The sequence below is a fragment of the Bradyrhizobium sp. USDA 4506 genome, from assembly GCF_054058795.1.
This window is the reverse complement of the sequence record NZ_JBSSBM010000001.1, coordinates 246,918-261,142: the sequence shown is the minus strand read 5'-3', so window position 1 is coordinate 261,142 and position 14,225 is coordinate 246,918. Positions and strand designations below refer to the sequence as shown.

General features: G+C 60.0%; 10 protein-coding genes and 6 pseudogenes. 9 read left to right on the top strand and 7 right to left on the bottom strand.

The genetic code is table 11. The annotated features are described in order from the left end of the window. The first annotated feature begins 142 nt into the window (after nt 1-142). From ACVIHF_RS01125 to ACVIHF_RS01115, 3 genes are all read left to right on the top strand, one after another. Entirely contained in the window at nt 143-1,963 is a 1,821-nt protein-coding gene (locus ACVIHF_RS01125; RefSeq protein WP_253610543.1) for a flavin-containing monooxygenase, read from the top strand. Nucleotides 1,964-2,063: 100 nt separating this feature from the next. Then, complete coding sequence (locus ACVIHF_RS01120) at nt 2,064-2,228, top strand: hypothetical protein (RefSeq protein WP_253610542.1); 165 nt, start codon at nt 2,064-2,066, stop codon at nt 2,226-2,228. 78 nt (nt 2,229-2,306) lie between these two features. Then, nucleotides 2,307-3,353, top strand: coding sequence for a cytochrome P450 (locus ACVIHF_RS01115; RefSeq protein ID WP_375167200.1), 1,047 nt, complete (start codon nt 2,307-2,309; stop codon nt 3,351-3,353). Nucleotides 3,354-3,390: 37 nt separating this feature from the next. Here ACVIHF_RS01115 and ACVIHF_RS01110 read toward each other — a convergent pair whose 3' ends face one another. Further along, nucleotides 3,391-3,537 (bottom strand): hypothetical protein, encoded by a 147-nt coding sequence (locus ACVIHF_RS01110; protein ID WP_253610538.1) that lies wholly within the window; start codon nt 3,535-3,537, stop codon nt 3,391-3,393. Between the two features lie 102 nt (nt 3,538-3,639). On the opposite strand from ACVIHF_RS01110, the pseudogene ACVIHF_RS01105 reads away from it, so the two are divergent. Continuing rightward, a pseudogene (locus tag ACVIHF_RS01105) lies at nt 3,640-4,175 on the top strand (acyl-CoA dehydrogenase family protein); the annotation flags it as partial. A gap of 536 nt (nt 4,176-4,711) precedes the next feature. Beyond that, entirely contained in the window at nt 4,712-5,605 is an 894-nt protein-coding gene (locus ACVIHF_RS01100; protein WP_253610536.1) for a helix-turn-helix transcriptional regulator, read from the top strand. Here the strand turns inward: ACVIHF_RS01100 and ACVIHF_RS01095 are convergent. Both ACVIHF_RS01095 and ACVIHF_RS01090 read right to left on the bottom strand, forming a co-directional pair. Continuing rightward, nucleotides 5,602-5,829, bottom strand: a pseudogene (locus tag ACVIHF_RS01095) (IS3 family transposase); the annotation flags it as partial. The gene ACVIHF_RS01100 and the pseudogene ACVIHF_RS01095 overlap by 4 nt on opposite strands. Before the next feature lie 146 nt (nt 5,830-5,975). Next, nucleotides 5,976-7,249 (bottom strand): annotated as a pseudogene (locus ACVIHF_RS01090) (IS256 family transposase). 97 nt (nt 7,250-7,346) lie between these two features. Here ACVIHF_RS01090 and ACVIHF_RS01085 point away from each other — a divergent pair. From ACVIHF_RS01085 to ACVIHF_RS01075, 3 genes and pseudogenes are all read left to right on the top strand, one after another. Further along, nucleotides 7,347-7,646, top strand: a pseudogene (locus ACVIHF_RS01085) (IS110 family transposase); the annotation flags it as partial. 122 nt (nt 7,647-7,768) lie between these two features. Continuing rightward, nucleotides 7,769-8,326 (top strand): IS4/Tn5 family transposase DNA-binding protein, encoded by a 558-nt coding sequence (locus ACVIHF_RS01080; RefSeq protein ID WP_456791464.1) that lies wholly within the window; start codon nt 7,769-7,771, stop codon nt 8,324-8,326. 389 nt (nt 8,327-8,715) lie between these two features. Then, nucleotides 8,716-9,198 (top strand): annotated as a pseudogene (locus tag ACVIHF_RS01075) (transposase); the annotation flags it as partial. 599 nt (nt 9,199-9,797) lie between these two features. Here the strand turns inward: ACVIHF_RS01075 and ACVIHF_RS01070 are convergent. Continuing rightward, a pseudogene (locus ACVIHF_RS01070) lies at nt 9,798-10,024 on the bottom strand (integrase core domain-containing protein); the annotation flags it as partial. Nucleotides 10,025-10,282: 258 nt separating this feature from the next. Between ACVIHF_RS01070 and tnpA the strand changes: the two are divergent. Further along, nucleotides 10,283-10,522 carry an IS66-like element accessory protein TnpA gene (gene tnpA / locus ACVIHF_RS01065; protein ID WP_253610534.1) on the top strand — a complete coding sequence of 80 codons (240 nt, stop codon included), beginning with the start codon at nt 10,283-10,285 and terminating at the stop codon, nt 10,520-10,522. 344 nt (nt 10,523-10,866) lie between these two features. Here the strand turns inward: tnpA and sdhC are convergent, their stop codons facing one another. The 3 genes from sdhC to ACVIHF_RS01050 all read right to left on the bottom strand — a co-directional run bounded on the left by sdhC (nt 10,867) and on the right by ACVIHF_RS01050 (nt 13,888). Continuing rightward, nucleotides 10,867-11,256 carry a succinate dehydrogenase, cytochrome b556 subunit gene (sdhC, locus tag ACVIHF_RS01060; protein WP_253610533.1) on the bottom strand — a complete coding sequence of 130 codons (390 nt, stop codon included), beginning with the start codon at nt 11,254-11,256 and terminating at the stop codon, nt 10,867-10,869. A gap of 112 nt (nt 11,257-11,368) precedes the next feature. After that, nucleotides 11,369-13,225, bottom strand: a complete 1,857-nt coding sequence (locus ACVIHF_RS01055) for a DUF4396 domain-containing protein (protein ID WP_253610532.1) — start codon at nt 13,223-13,225, stop codon at nt 11,369-11,371. Nucleotides 13,226-13,660: 435 nt separating this feature from the next. Further along, nucleotides 13,661-13,888: a hypothetical protein gene (locus ACVIHF_RS01050; RefSeq protein WP_253610655.1), complete on the bottom strand. Its 228-nt coding sequence runs from the start codon at nt 13,886-13,888 to the stop codon at nt 13,661-13,663. Between the last annotated feature and the right edge of the window lie 337 nt (nt 13,889-14,225).

Here is a 14,225-nt window from a genome sequence, read left to right as displayed (position 1 = left end):
GATGGTGGTGACGCTGTCGTGGGATGCCGCCCTTGGGCTTTGTCACCGGCCAGACCATTCCGGTCAACGGCGGCCACTCTTTCGCACTGTGATCGCTGTGACCAACCTCATCCGCTGATTTGCTAGATAAGGACGCCTTTGGATGACGATGACCGACCAACTCAAAGACTTCAAGCCCGCTGCAATCGACAAGGAGCGGCTGCGCCTGAAGTATCAGGAGGAGCGCAACAAGCGGCTGCGTCCTGACGGCAACGACCAGTATCTCCAGATCAGGGACCAGCTCGCGCATTATCTCGACGATCCCTACACGCCGGTCGTTGAGCGCGCGCCGAAGACTGATCACGTCACCTTCGCCTTCATCGGCGGCGGCTTTGCCGGGCTCGCCACCGCGGCGCGGCTGACCGAGGCCGGCGTCAAGGATGTCCGCATTGTCGAGAAGGGCGGCGATTTCGGCGGCACATGGTACTGGAACCGATATCCCGGCGCGCAATGCGACACCGCGTCGATGGTCTACATGCCGCTGCTCGAAGAGACCGGCCACATGCCGACGGAGAAATACGCGCATGCGCCCGAAATCCTGGCGCATTGCCAGCGGATCGGCCGGCAGTTCAATCTCTACGACAATGCGCTGTTCCACACCGAGGTGACGAGCCTCGATTGGGACGCCGCGCAATCGCGCTGGATCATCCGCACCACGCGAGGCGACGCCTTCACCGCGCAATATGTCGGCATCGGCACCGGTCCGCTGCACGTGCCGAAGCTGCCCGGCATTCCCGGCATCGAGCGCTTCAAGGGCCACTCGTTCCACACCAGCCGTTGGGATTACGACTACACCGGCGGCGATCCCAGGGGCGCCTTGATGAATAAGCTTGCCGACAAGCGCGTCGGTATCATCGGCACCGGCGCGACGTCGGTGCAGTGCATCCCGCATCTCGCGCGCGCCTGCAAGGAGCTCTACGTGTTCCAGCGCACGCCGTCGTCGGTCGACGTGCGCGGCAACGGCCCGATCGATCCCGACTGGTTTGCCGAGATCGCGACGCCGGGCTGGCAACAGCGCTGGCTGGAGAATTTCACCGCCAACCAGGCCGGTGGATCGGCCGAGGAGGATCTGGTGCAGGACGGCTGGACCGACCTGTCGAAGCGGATTCGCGCCAAGGTCATGCTGCTGCCGCGCGAGCAGCGGACCCTGGAAAACATGCGGGCCGCCTTCGAGGATTCCGACTTCGAGAAGATGGAGGAAATCCGCAACCGGGTCGACGCCATCGTAGCCGATCCCGAGACGGCGAAAAACCTCAAGGCCTGGTACGGCCAGCTCTGCAAGCGGCCATGCTTCCACGACGCCTATCTCCAGGCCTTCAACACGCCGGGCACGCATCTGGTCGATACCGACGGCAAGGGCGTCCAGGAGATTACTGAGAACGGGATCGTCGTTGCGGGCAAGGAATACACGCTCGACTGCATCATCTATGCGTCGGGATTCGAGGTCGGTACCGAATACAAGCGGCGCGCGGGCTTCGATCTGACCGGCCGCGATGGCGTCAAGCTGTCGGAGCATTGGGCCGAGGGCATGCGCACCAAGCACGGCATCCACGTGCACGGTTTCCCCAACGTGTTCTTCGTGCAGCCGACCCAGGGCGCCAATCTGATCTCCAACGTGCCGCACAATCTGACCGAAGCGGCGCGGACCATCGCCCTGATGGTCGGCCACGCGCAGGACAACGGCTTCAAGGAAATCGAGGTCAGCAGGGAAGCCGAGGATCGCTGGGTCGAGCTGCTGCTGACCGGCGTCGGCCGGATGATCGGCGGGCCCGATTGTACGCCCGGCTACTACAACAACGAGGGCCGCGAGCCGGGCCCGGCCGCGAGGCTCAATGTCGGCCATCCCGCCGGTGCGCTGGCCTACTTCGAATATATCGACGGCTGGCGCAGCAATGGCCAGTTCGAAGGCGTGCAGTTCCGCTGAGTGAAACGCGAACAGGACGTGATGTCCGCCAAGTGAGGGGGAGCTGAGTATGACAGAGACGACCGCAGGTGAAAACGTGACAGTAAATCCCGAAGACCGCATGGATAGGACAGCGAATGGCGATCTCGACATTCCCGCCGACATCGCGGCCACCCTCGTCGATCCCGTCGCCTATGCGGACGACCGCATCCACGACAGCTATCGCTGGCTGCGCGCCAACAACCCGCTCGGCATCGCGCGGCCGGACCAGTTCGATCCGTTCTGAGTGGTGACCAAGCATGCTCACATCCAGGCGATCAGCCGGCAGAACGAGTTGTTCCACAACGCCGACCGCTCGACCACGCTGACGAACCAGGCGCTCGACGAGCGGGTGCGCAAGATCACCGGCGGCCCCAATCTTGTGCGCTCGCTGGTGCAGATGGACGCGCCAGACCACCCGAAATATCGCGCGCTGACGCAAGGCTGGTTCATGCCGGCCAACCTCGGCAAGTTCGAAGGCCGCATTCGCGAGATCGCGCGCGCCACGGTGCAGCGCATGCTCGCGAGGGGCGGCGCCTGCGACTTCGTCGAGGACGTCGCGCTCGGCTATCCGCTGCACGTCATCATGGAGATCCTCGGCGTGCCCGAGGCGGACGAGCCGCGCATGCTCAAGCTGACGCAGGAGCTGTTCGGCCCGCAGGATCCCGACACCGCGCGCGTCCGCGACGCGCTGAGCGCAGAGCAGGTCTCGGCGATGCTGCAGGCGATCATCGCCGACTTCTCCGCCTACTTCCGCAAGATCACCGAGGATCGCCGCCAGCACCCGCGCGACGATCTCGCCACCGTCATCGCCAACGCGAAGATCGGCGGCGAGTACATGCCGGAGCACGATCAGACCAGCTATTACATGATCGTCGCGACGGCGGGCCACGACACCACCTCATCCTCGACCGCCGGCGCGATCTGGGCGCTGGCCAGGGACCCCGCGGAATTCGCCAAGGTGAAGGCCAACCCGGAGTTGATCCCGGGCCTGGTCGACGAGTCGATCCGCTGGATGACGCCGGTCAAGCATTTCATGCGCTCGGCCACCGCGGATACCGAGCTCGGCGGCCGCAAGATCGCCAAGGGCGATTGGCTGATGCTGTGCTACGCCTCCGGCAATCGCGACGAGGAGGTGTTCGAGGACCCCGATCGCTTCCGCAGCGATCGCAAACCCAATCGCCATGTCGCGTTCGGCTATGGCGCGCATCTCTGCCTCGGCCAGTACCTCGCCAAGCTCGAGATGCGCATCCTGTTCGAGGAACTGCTGCCGCACCTGAAGTCGCTGTCGCTCGACGGCGAGGTGAAGATGACGCAGGCCTATTTTGTCAACGGCCCGAAGAAGCTGCCGATCCGGTTCGAGGTGAATTGAGTACTTGTCATTCTGGGACGATACGAAGCATCGAACCTCAGGCGCGCAATTGCGCCAGCGTGCGCGAGCGCCGATCTTCGCGAAAATCGTGTATCGTCGCGCGATGCGATCGTAGAGATAACGCCTCTTGCGCGCGCAACATTCGAAATTCCATTTCATTGACGATGGTGATATCGCGCCGCATTCTATTTTGCCGAGCTGCGCAAGCGGATCCTCAGCCTGCTCGAGCTGGAGGCGACATACGGCTGCAAGGGAGGTCTCTCACCCAAGTGCGCCTGAGCACGTTGTGCGCGCCTTGCGGCTTGCCGAGGTGTTTGCCGCGCGTGCTCCGTCTCACGACCGCGATGCCAGCTTTCCGTTTAAGATTTTTGCCGACCTTTCGCGTGAAGGCCTGCTGGCCCTCACCGTGCCGGCGGCGCTCGGCGGGGTGGGGGCGGGCGCCCGCGATACCGCGCGCGTGCTTGGCATCATCGGCCGAGCCGATCCCTCGACGGCGCTCGTGCTGTCGATGCATTACATCCAGCATCTGGTGATGGTGCGGAGCACGCGTTGGCCTGCACGTCTCTCGCGCAAGCTCGCCAAGGAGACGGTCGAGGGCGTGGCGCTGATCAACGCGTTGCGCGTCGAGCCCGAACTCGGCTCGCCGTCGCGCGGCAGTCTGCCGGCAACGATCGCGCGTCGCACTGAGACCGGCTGGCGGGTACGAAGATTTATTCGACCGGAGTGCCGATCCTGAAATGGTATGTGGTGTGGGCCAGGGCAGATGAGGCGGAGACGCGGGTCGCACTGTTCGTGGTTCCGGCCGGCTTGCCGGGAACGCGGACTCGCCTTCCAGTTGGCGACGCCGAATGCGATTAGGCCAAGCGCGCCGAGCTCGCGGATTTCGTGCGACGACTGGTTGCGGCCCGTGCCTGGTCGCTCGCTCCTTCTCAGACGCGATCGTCAAGGGAGCGGGTTTGTAGAGCGAGATCGTGATCAAGAAATGACTCTGGTGAGCCGCCCGATTTCGGCGCCTAGGACCTACAGCCGGCGGCACTTCAGACCAGACGCGAAATTCCCTCGCTCCGATGCGCACTACCACATGCCAGCCGTCGGCGGCGCGGCGGCCCCACCGTTCCCGGTCGAAAGCGTCCCTCAAAGCCATGGCCGTGGAACCGCAGATGCGGCGGCGCTGGGAGGAATTTGATCTAGGGCAACGTGCCTCCCGGCCGGCCGCGCTACCTTGATCCCCGGAAAGTCACAATCAGTTTCCTGACAGCGATTTTGCTCACGGCAACTTAGCTATGAAGACGGTGTCCAGAGTGACTACCATAAACCGGTACTACTATGGGCCCCGGTAACGAAGAGCGATGCGACCAATGAATACGTCTTACCGGACAGACCAAACGGTGCTTAACGTCGGCTCGGAACTATCTATTTTGAGGACAAGCGAAACCTTGGGGTGGCCGAACATCAACGCTAGTTTCGCGAGAGGGCTGCCACATGGTTACGAAATAGCCCATCGGGCCACACCCGATGTTTGGATCGCCATGTCGCACAGTTTGGTGGACGTGTCTTTGAGTTTGGGCCGGCAGAAGCAGCGGCTTGTCTGTCCGAGCCGACGGGTCCTGCTGCTCGCGCCGGAGACCCCCATTGGAGTGAGAAGACAGAATGAGATCTACGGACTTCATGTATTTCTGAAGGCCGAGATCTTGGCCGAGGTTGCAAGCGAAGTATTTGATCGCGACCCCAAGAGCTTTGAAGTCGTTTCGGCGTTCGGGTTTGAGGATCCGTCCATGAGTCTGCTGTTGGACTCACTGAATTACGCACTCTCTGAACCGAGGGAGCATTCGAGCCTAAAAATCGAGTATCTTTCACGCGCGCTGGCGATCGATGTGCTTTCGAAGCATGGAGCTACAAAGCTAACCACCGGCATACAAGCAAGCGAGCGCCTGACAACGAAGCAGGCTCGATTGGTGACCGAATACATCCATGATCACCTCTCTTCGGAAATACTGCTGAACGATCTTGCGAAGCTGGCCGGACTCAGTCGCACCGTCTTTATTAAGCGGTTCAAGGCATCATTTCAGCTCACGCCGCATCGATATTTGATGGAAACACGCATTCGTCGCAGCCAGGAGTTGTTGGCGACGACCAACTTGTCATTGACGCACATCGCAATGATCTGCGGCTTCGCCGATCAATCACATTTTAGTATGGCTTTCAAACGTGCGGTTGGCTGGTCCCCATCGGTATATCGAAGGAACGCCTAGGTGTTTAGTCCTGGCATTTGCTGGAGCGGATTGAGTTTGAATCGTTCTGGCTGGGAAGTCCAGCATTTGCAGATGTATTCGTAGGGTGTGAGGCCCTTCAGGGTCTTCAGCCGCCGAGCGTAATTGTAGGCGGTGATGAAGTCGGCAAGGTGAGCTTCGAGCTGATCGTGTCGATCCTAATGGTAGCGTTGGACGGTCGCTTCCTTGATCGTGCGGTTCATGCGTAAGGCCGTATGTCCGTGTCTGCCGATGAGGTGGCTCGCCCTACACTGCGCGTCCGAGGGTTGCTCGGGCGTACCGAGCCGATCCTCATTACAGGAGGACGAGCCGTGGCAGATTGAGCTATGGGGGATTTTGGGTGACGAGGTGATCAGGCGGCGTGGCTTGCCGGCATTTGGATGACCTCGATGCCGTCGTTGAATCTGACACCTGCGATGACCTTCGGCAACTGATTTGTGCCTCTGAGCCGTCGCCAGGTCTTTGATGCGGCGATCACCAGCTTGAACACCATCAGCCTGGCGGTGGTCGGCGACAACGAGCCCTTGGTGCGCACCGTCCGGTGCCGCACGGTGGCGAACACGCTTTCGATGGGATTGGTGGTGCGCAAGTGATCCCAATGCTCGGCAGGAAGGTCGTAGAAGGCCAGCAGCGCGTCGCGATCCTTGACCAGGCATTCGACCGCCCGGCCGTACTTGGCGCGGTAGTTCTCGGCGAAGACGTCGATCGCCGCTTCGGCGGACGCCCGGTTCGGCGCCCAGTAGACCTCGCGCAGATCCTTCTTCATTGTGGCCTGTACCGAGAGCGGGACCTTGTCCAGGACGTTCACGGTCTTGTGCACCCAGCATCGCTGGTGCCGCGTGCCGGGAAAGATCTCGTCGAGCGCCTTCCAGAAGCCGAGCGCGCCGTCGCCGACGGCAATTTCCGGGGCGATCTGCAACCCGCGCTGCTTGACGTCGATCAGGAGCTCGCGCCAGCTCTGCGCGCTCTCCCGCACGCCGACCTGAAAGCCGACCAGTTCCTTCTTGCCTTCCGGCGTCGCGCCGATCAGCACCAGCATGCATGGTCTTCCATGCGGGCCTGCAGGAAGACGCCATCGGCCCACACGTACACGTATCGCCGCGCCGACAGATCGCGCCTCTGCCAGCGTTCGTACTCGCCTTGCCACTCGGCCGTCAGCCGGGAAATCACCGCGGGCGACAGGTTCGGCGCGTCCTTGCCCAGCAAGGCCGTCAGCGCCTCCTGGAAATCGCCGGTCGAGATGCCGCGCAGGTACAGAACCGGCAACAGCGCATCCAGACTTCTGGTCCGCCGTGCCCACAGCGGCAGGATCGCCGAGCTGAACCGGATCCGCTCGCCATCGCCGGCCGCCCCGCGGTCGCGAATCTTCGCCCGCGCGACATCGACAGGGCCGATGCCGGTCTGGATCGTTCGCGCCGGGCCGTAACCATGCCGCACGACACGGGCGCGCCCGTCGGCAAGCTTCAAGTCCTTCACCGTGGCAAGAAATGTCTCGACTTCGGCCTCGACAGCCTGCGCCAGAAGCTGCCGCGCACCAGCGCGCAGGACATTGGTCAGTGGATCATCGATCTCGTCGGGTGTCGATCTCGTCGGGCTGACGAAGCGGGACAATGTTGCTAGTCTCATTCATGGCGTATCGCTCTCCTTGAGAGGTTCTGGCAGGCTCGACACCCGCCTCGATACGCCGCCTATCTCAGGTCATCACCCACTTTCCCGCATAGCTCTGGCAGATTATAGGGAAGCATTTGTCGGAATCGACGTCGCAAAGCTGAAAAACGCCATCGCGATCGCGGAAACAGGCCGGGAAGGAGAGGTTCGCTTCTTCGGTGAGGTCGACGCGTCGGCGATCGGCATGCGCCGGGTCGTTGAACGGATCGCCAGCCGGTTTGGTGGTGTGCATTTCTGTTACGAGGCCGGTCCGACTGGCTATGGCCTTTATCGCCTGATCCGGTCGCTCGGCCATGAATGCACTGTGGTTGCGCCGTCGCTTATCCCGAGGAAGCCGGGCGATCGCGTGAAGACGGTACGCATCCGACGGGGCTTACGATTACCTACATTTTTCGGGGTGCACTGAGCCGAAAAACTTGAGTCGCCAGAATCGCTTGTGATTCTTTGATGGGCACCTGATTCGAGAAGAGGTGCTCTATGGGACTGGCTTCACGCGCCCGGGATGAAAAGGCGCATCGGTTGACGTCTGACGCGGTGACCTGGTTTGACCGTGAAGCTGCGCTGTGCGAGTTTCAAGATGCCCGACTTGGCGAGAGATTTCGCATGCTGCTGAAGCAGATTGGTCCGATGGTTTGCCAAGACTGGGCGAACACCAAGGCGGCCTATCGTTTCTTCTCCAATGAACGAGTAAGCGAGGCCGACATCCTGTCTGGTCATTTTAAATCGACGCGGGAACGTATCGCGGCCGCGAAAGGACCTGTTCTTGTCCTGCATGATACGACCGAATTCACCTACCAACGGGAGCGTCCGGATCTGATCGGGATGATTAAGCGCATCCCCAAAAGCAACTCCCGAAGACTGGACGGAACCCCCCCAAACGTACACGACGTGCGGAATATTGATGCATTCGAGCCTTGCGGTGACCCTCGAGGGGCTTCCACTGGGGCTCAGCGCCGTGAAGTTTTGGACCAGAAAGAAATTCAGAGGGGTCGCTGCGCTCAGGCGCGAGGTCAACCTGACACGGATCCCCATTGAAACCAAGGAGAGCATTCGGTGGCTGGAGAACCTCAAGCAATCCACGGAGCTGTTCGAGGAGCCATCCCAGTGCATCCATATCGGTGATCGTGAGGCCGATATTTATGAATTGTTCTGCGCCGCCCAAGAGGTTGGAACGCATTTCTTGGTAAGGACCTGTGTCAATCGCCTCGCAGGTGATGGCGATCATACCGTTGCAACGATAATGGACGAGGTCGTGGTCAAAGGTCTCCACCGGATCGAAGTCCAGGATAGCAAGGGCAATCCAGACCAGGCTGTTCTTGAAATCCGATATCGTAAAATCCGTATTCTGCCACCGATAGGCAAGCAGTCGCGGTATCCAGCTTTGACATTGACAGTGATCCACGCTGATGAAAGAGGAGCGCCAAAACCAGCGATGCTGGGTGCACAAGACCGTGAACGTCCTGGACAAGGTCCCGCTCTCGGTACAGGCCACAATGAAGAAGGATCTGCGCGAGGTCTACTGGGCGCCGAACCGGGCGTCCGCCGAAGCGGCGATCGACGTCTTCGCCGAGAACTACCGCGCCAAGTACGGCCGGGCGGTCGAATGCCTGGTCAAGGATCGCGACGCGCTGCTGGCCTTCTACGACCTTCCTGCCGAGCATTGGGATCACTTGCGCACCACCAATCCCATCGAAAGCGTGTTCGCCACCGTGCGGCACCGGACGGTGCGCACCAAGGGCTCGTTGTCGCCGACCACCGCCAGGCTGATGGTGTTCAAGCTGGTGATCGCCGCATCAAAGACCTGGCGACGGCTCAGAGGCACAAATCAGTTGCCGAAGGTCATCGCAGGTGTCAGATTCAACGACGGCATCGAGGTCATCCAAATGCCGGCAAGCCACGCCGCCTGATCACCTCGTCACCCAAAATCCCCCATAGCTCCCTGTTTGGAGTACTATTTGCGATCCCATTGCTCTGGATCAAGGGCTATCTGTTACGGACGCTGTTGGGCACGGTCTTGCCGTTACTGGTAGCGTGGTGGTCATGTGGCTCCTCTCGGATCCCGTACTCTTTCGTACAAACGCCCACACCCACCTTGCTTCGTTAGGTAGGTTTTGCGCGGCGCATCTGAGACTGCTCTGGTCTTTTGTCAGTTCTCGATTGCAGTCGCGAGATAAATAGCAGACAGCGCGTTTGGGCTGACTGCTCGACTTGTCAGGTGACCGGGAATTTTCAGCCTCTGATACGGCTATCCAGGCATCAAAGCCTGAAGGCTCAAGCTTCACCGCAAGTGAGTGGTAATCGCCTGTTCTCGCTTGCAGCTACTGTCTGCTCGCAGTTCTCGTGACGTGGTCTTCGTACCAGTTCAGCCCGAGCTGATCTGGGGAACCCCTTGATCCTGTGAAGCGCTGCTTGCTCCCCAGTTATCGACGGACTGTCCGTCGTCAGATGATTTGAGACTGATCAGGCGTTAGGCGAAGGGAGGCTCTGGCTCATCTGGGGTTAGAGTTTAAGCGGCCTGCAGTCGATGCTGCAAGCGACGGTTTGCAATGGTCTGGCGTTTGATGCGCCGACGCTCAGTCAGATCGTCTCGGCTCTGCCGAAGTAGACGTCGGCGGGCGTCAGATTGTCGATGCTCTCATGATAGCGGACGTGGTTGTAGTGTTCGATGAAGGCGCCGATCTGCCGTTCGAGATCGCCAGGCAGGTAGTCGTTGTCGAGCAGGATGCGTGTTTCGGCAATTTCCGGACAGCAATTTCGCTAATTCGCGGACAGCGATTTCAGTAATTCCGGGACAGGGATTCCGCTAAATCGCGGACAGTTGCGGGAGGTTGGTTTTCGGGAGCGCCGTACTCCTTTCCTGTATCGAACTTTCATCGACTATCCTTCGCCAGTTTCACTGGCGCACTACGCATCCGACGGGGGCCGTTTTGCGTGACGGGTGGCAATTCGCGAAGCGTGTGGCCTTAAGTCTAGCTTTAAGGTCATCAGGCGATGCGGGTCGAGGTTTTGGGCGGGCTAGAGCGGCGGCAGCGCTGGTCGCAGGACGACAAGGCGCGGATTATCGAGGAGACGTTGGTGCCGGGCGCGAAGGTGACTGAGGTTGCGCGCCGCAACGGAGTAGCGGCCAGCCTGGTGTTTACCTGGCGTCGACAAGCACGGACATCAGAGCAGGTTGTACCATCTTTTGCGCCGGTGCAGATCGTTGCTACGGGGGTGAAGGAAGCTCCGTAGCTTTTGCCTGCGAGTGACGGCCGGGTGCGCTCCGTAGCGTCCGCGCGTGTCCAACGCCATCTCGCCAGAGACTTCTTCACAGCCTGTTAAAGCGGCGCACCTATCGGAACGTCCTGCTCGCATGACCCGCGCGTGCGATAAGAATACACCATCACAGTCTAGGACTAATCATCTAGTGTCGAAGCCACCAGAACAGTGAGCTGAAAGCCAAGCAGAATACCGTTATGCTAAGAATCAATCGAGCTATTCCGCCAACGCTGTTATTGCCGATCAGCAGCCCATACTTCTCTCTTAAATCTGGCATCTTGATCAACTCCAGTGGCTGCCGCACGAGCCGTCTCTTGTTAGGCCAGCGTAGTCCAGGTCCACAGAACAACGGTCATTGTGAGCGAGAATGCAAAGGTCGCGATGGCCGACCGGCGCGACGTCCGATTCTCGAATCCAAATCCGAGATCCAGGATCAGGTGACGCAATCCCGACGCGAGATGTTGGCACACACACCACGTCAGGCTGAACAGCACGAACGTGCCAAACCAGCTGCCGGCAAAGGACTCGAATTGTCGGTAGCTATTCGGTCCCATCGCGACAGAAAGCAAATACCAAGTCAGAAGCGGCATGCCGCCGAAGTACATTACGATTGCCGTTAGACGATGGGTAATCGACGCCTTCATCGCCGTCGGCGGACGATAGATCGTCGTATACGGCGACAACGGCCGTTCAATCTTGGGATTCATTGATGCCCCTTGTACATCAAAATCGAGAATATCCAGTTATGCTGAGCCTAGGACGATGCTTTCCGTTGACGAGCGCACGAACGTCATTGGACATCGGGCGGTTCTAGGCGCTTCAGCGTACATCGAGAACCAGCATTAACCCTCCGCCCCCCTCCTGCTCCACGTTGTTGTTCGCCGTGTGGTGAGGAATATGGCAATGGACCAGCCATTTCCCTGGCTTTCGCGCGGTCCAGATCACGTCATACCGCTGTCCGGGTCCCACGTTGACGGTGTCAGTCTGATAGCGCACCCCCTGCGCAAGAGTGACGCCGTCAACGGCAACGACTTCGAAGGGCCCGCCATGGATGTGCATCGGATGAACGAAGTTATTATTGGTACCAATAAAGCGGATCTTGATGGACTGACCGACTTTCATCGGTACCCTGTCCGTGGCAGGATAGGCCTTACCGTTGATCGTGAAGTAGTTCGGCATGCCGCCTTCCATCAACATGGCCGGATAAGTCAACCGTTCCCGTTTGAGCCACTCCTGGAGCTGGATCGTGTAATCGAAGTCGGACTTCACCTCCTGGGTTGGGTCCTTGGGGGCGATGATGAGGGCACCGTATAGGCCCAGCGCCTGTTGCCGGTCTGGATGATCGTGGCTGTGATAGAAGTACGTCCCTGACTGTCCGACCGTGTATTCATAGGTATAGAAGCCACCGGGCGGGATCGGCGGCTGCGTGACCTTGGCCGGCCCATCCATTTCGTTGGGTACGATCAATCCGTGCCAGTGCACGGTGGTGCTCTCGGGGAGGGCATTGTGGAAATTGATCCGAACGTGGTCGCCTTCGGTCAGCTCGAGCCGCGGCCCGGGTACCTGGCGGTTGTAAGCGTAGGCATCCACGGCGACCTCCGGCAGGATGTTCCAGCGGATGATTGATGCTTCGATGTCGAATATCTTGATGCCGTTTTCGATCCGCGGCTGCAGCACCCGATCTCCGCGGGCATCTGCGGCGGCCCGGTAACTCACATCGCGGGGCATCACCGCGGCCATGTCCTTCATCGCCTCGGCCGGCAGATCGTAGGTGTTGAGCATACCGGGCGGCATGATGGAGGCCCCGACGTCGCGTGTGCTCAGGTGCAAGTTAACCCAAAAGCCGGGGAACACCATGCCGGTGAGCAGAAGGAACGACGTGACGAGACCGAGTGCGGTGATCTGTGCCCTCGTCGCCTCACTGTTCATCGGATGTCCGGCGCGGTGCCCGGGGTCGTCATGCTCGCTCTGACGCCCGTGCTCGGCATGCTTTTGTTGTTCATGAGAGTGTGGCGGCTCGGTCATCAAACCGTGCTTGATACCCTTCTTCACCATCCAGACATTGCACGGATAAGCCGTGGCGAAGCCGACCATCACGCCGAGCGACATTACGCCCCAGAAGACGAACTCAAATGGATCCATGGCGCGCATGTCGCGCCCCATCATCAAGAGGCTCATGGTTGGCGCCATGCCCGCCATCATGGCGTTCATGCTGATGAACTCGGGCATGAAGCTCTTCTTGACGTTGTCCCAGTAGGAGCCTCCCATCATCCGCTTCATGAAAAGTGACTGGAAGATCAGCAGGCCGAACGAGAAGCCTGCGACATACTCCACCAACAGGTCGATCCACATTGGGAGCCCAAGAGAAGCAGTGACAACCGCGGCAAGAATGATGCCTGTGGCGTCGCCAGCGACGCAATGAATCGTACTGCCGACGCCCTGCTTCCAGAGCGGAGAGGTGAACCTCTCATGTTCGCCCGGACGCGGCTCCTTGTCAGCGAGCACATATAGAAGTAGTCCGAATGGTCCCATGTACAGGGTGACAAGAATAAAGCCCCACTTCATTACCGTCGGCTCGGGGTTGCCAGTGAACTGATCGTAGGCGACATAGGTCGTCGACCCGAGAGCGAGTACAAACCATGCGATCAAATAGTAGTCGTAGGGCATGACGATCATGGCCGATCCTTCCTGACGTGGTCAACCGCGCGTCTAAGCTATATCGGCGGATTCCCCATCCGTCGCGATCTCGTCCCAACCCCCGTCATCGGACAGCAAGGCCCCGGCCGCTCTTCCGAGGAAGATCGTCGTTGGCGTGCCTAGCCACAGCGTCCGCACTCTTGGCCACGTGTCGGTGTTGAGTATCGGCATAAAGACGCGAGTCCATGGGACGTGTCCTCGTCGACGCATGATCATAGACATGGATGACGTCCACAACTTGTAACTCATCCAAGCAAGGCGCCGGTCCGGTCCGAACGGCGAGGCTGTACCGGGCACAAGCACGCAGAACAGGTAAAGGAGAGCGATCACTCGCCCCGCAAACTTCCGTTTCGATCTCGTCCACCAAGCCATCCCGCCGTCGCACCTACGATCCAACCCGAATAGCGCGTCGAACTACGATTTAGCAAAGTCGGATGCAAGCAGCGCCGTTGCCTCGGCACCTTGAAAAAAGACCTGCAGCTTTTGAAAACGATCGTTTTTTGCTACGACGGAAAGCTTCGGTCGATCAGGGACTGGCGGGGACGCCTCGCACGGCGGCAACATGCGTAGCGGTCGAAACCGCCGTAGCCAATCGTAGATCTGCCAGCGTGTCGCAGCGTGCTTGCGCGCCACCTCGGACACCTGCGCACCGGGTAACAGACTCTCGGCGACGATCCGAGCTCTCTCAGCTTCCGAACGCACGTGGCGCCTTCCAGCCGACTCACCGACCCCGCCGATGAGCCGTTTAAATGGACGTCCTTTTTGCTGTCCAATCCCATCCCAAACCTCCGTCCAAGCCGGAGGCTTCTTCGCACAGCTATCCAGATCCCGAAGCAAGGGTTGTCTGATGTCCTTTTGCAAGACCTAATCGCGCGTCAATTTACCCGCGCCGATTTCCCGGTCGGTTCTCATCACTGAAGTGCCTATCGGAGGAGACGTGGCCTGGGACGTAGGTGAACAAGCTCTGATGCGCGGATTG

Coding starts and splice junctions, on each gene's coding strand:
- ACVIHF_RS01120 (WP_253610542.1), top strand. CDS start 2,064: ATGGATAGGACAGCGAATGGCGATCTCGACATTCCCGCCGACATCGCG.
- tnpA (WP_253610534.1), top strand. CDS start 10,283: ATGCGGGTCGAGGTTTTGGGCGGGCTAGAGCGGCGGCAGCGCTGGTCG.
- ACVIHF_RS01055 (WP_253610532.1), bottom strand. CDS start 13,225: ATGATCGTCATGCCCTACGACTACTATTTGATCGCATGGTTTGTACTC.
- ACVIHF_RS01110 (WP_253610538.1), bottom strand. CDS start 3,537: ATGCGGCGCGATATCACCATCGTCAATGAAATGGAATTTCGAATGTTG.
- sdhC (WP_253610533.1), bottom strand. CDS start 11,256: ATGAATCCCAAGATTGAACGGCCGTTGTCGCCGTATACGACGATCTAT.
- ACVIHF_RS01080 (WP_456791464.1), top strand. CDS start 7,769: ATGGGACTGGCTTCACGCGCCCGGGATGAAAAGGCGCATCGGTTGACG.
- ACVIHF_RS01125 (WP_253610543.1), top strand. CDS start 143: ATGACGATGACCGACCAACTCAAAGACTTCAAGCCCGCTGCAATCGAC.
- ACVIHF_RS01100 (WP_253610536.1), top strand. CDS start 4,712: ATGAATACGTCTTACCGGACAGACCAAACGGTGCTTAACGTCGGCTCG.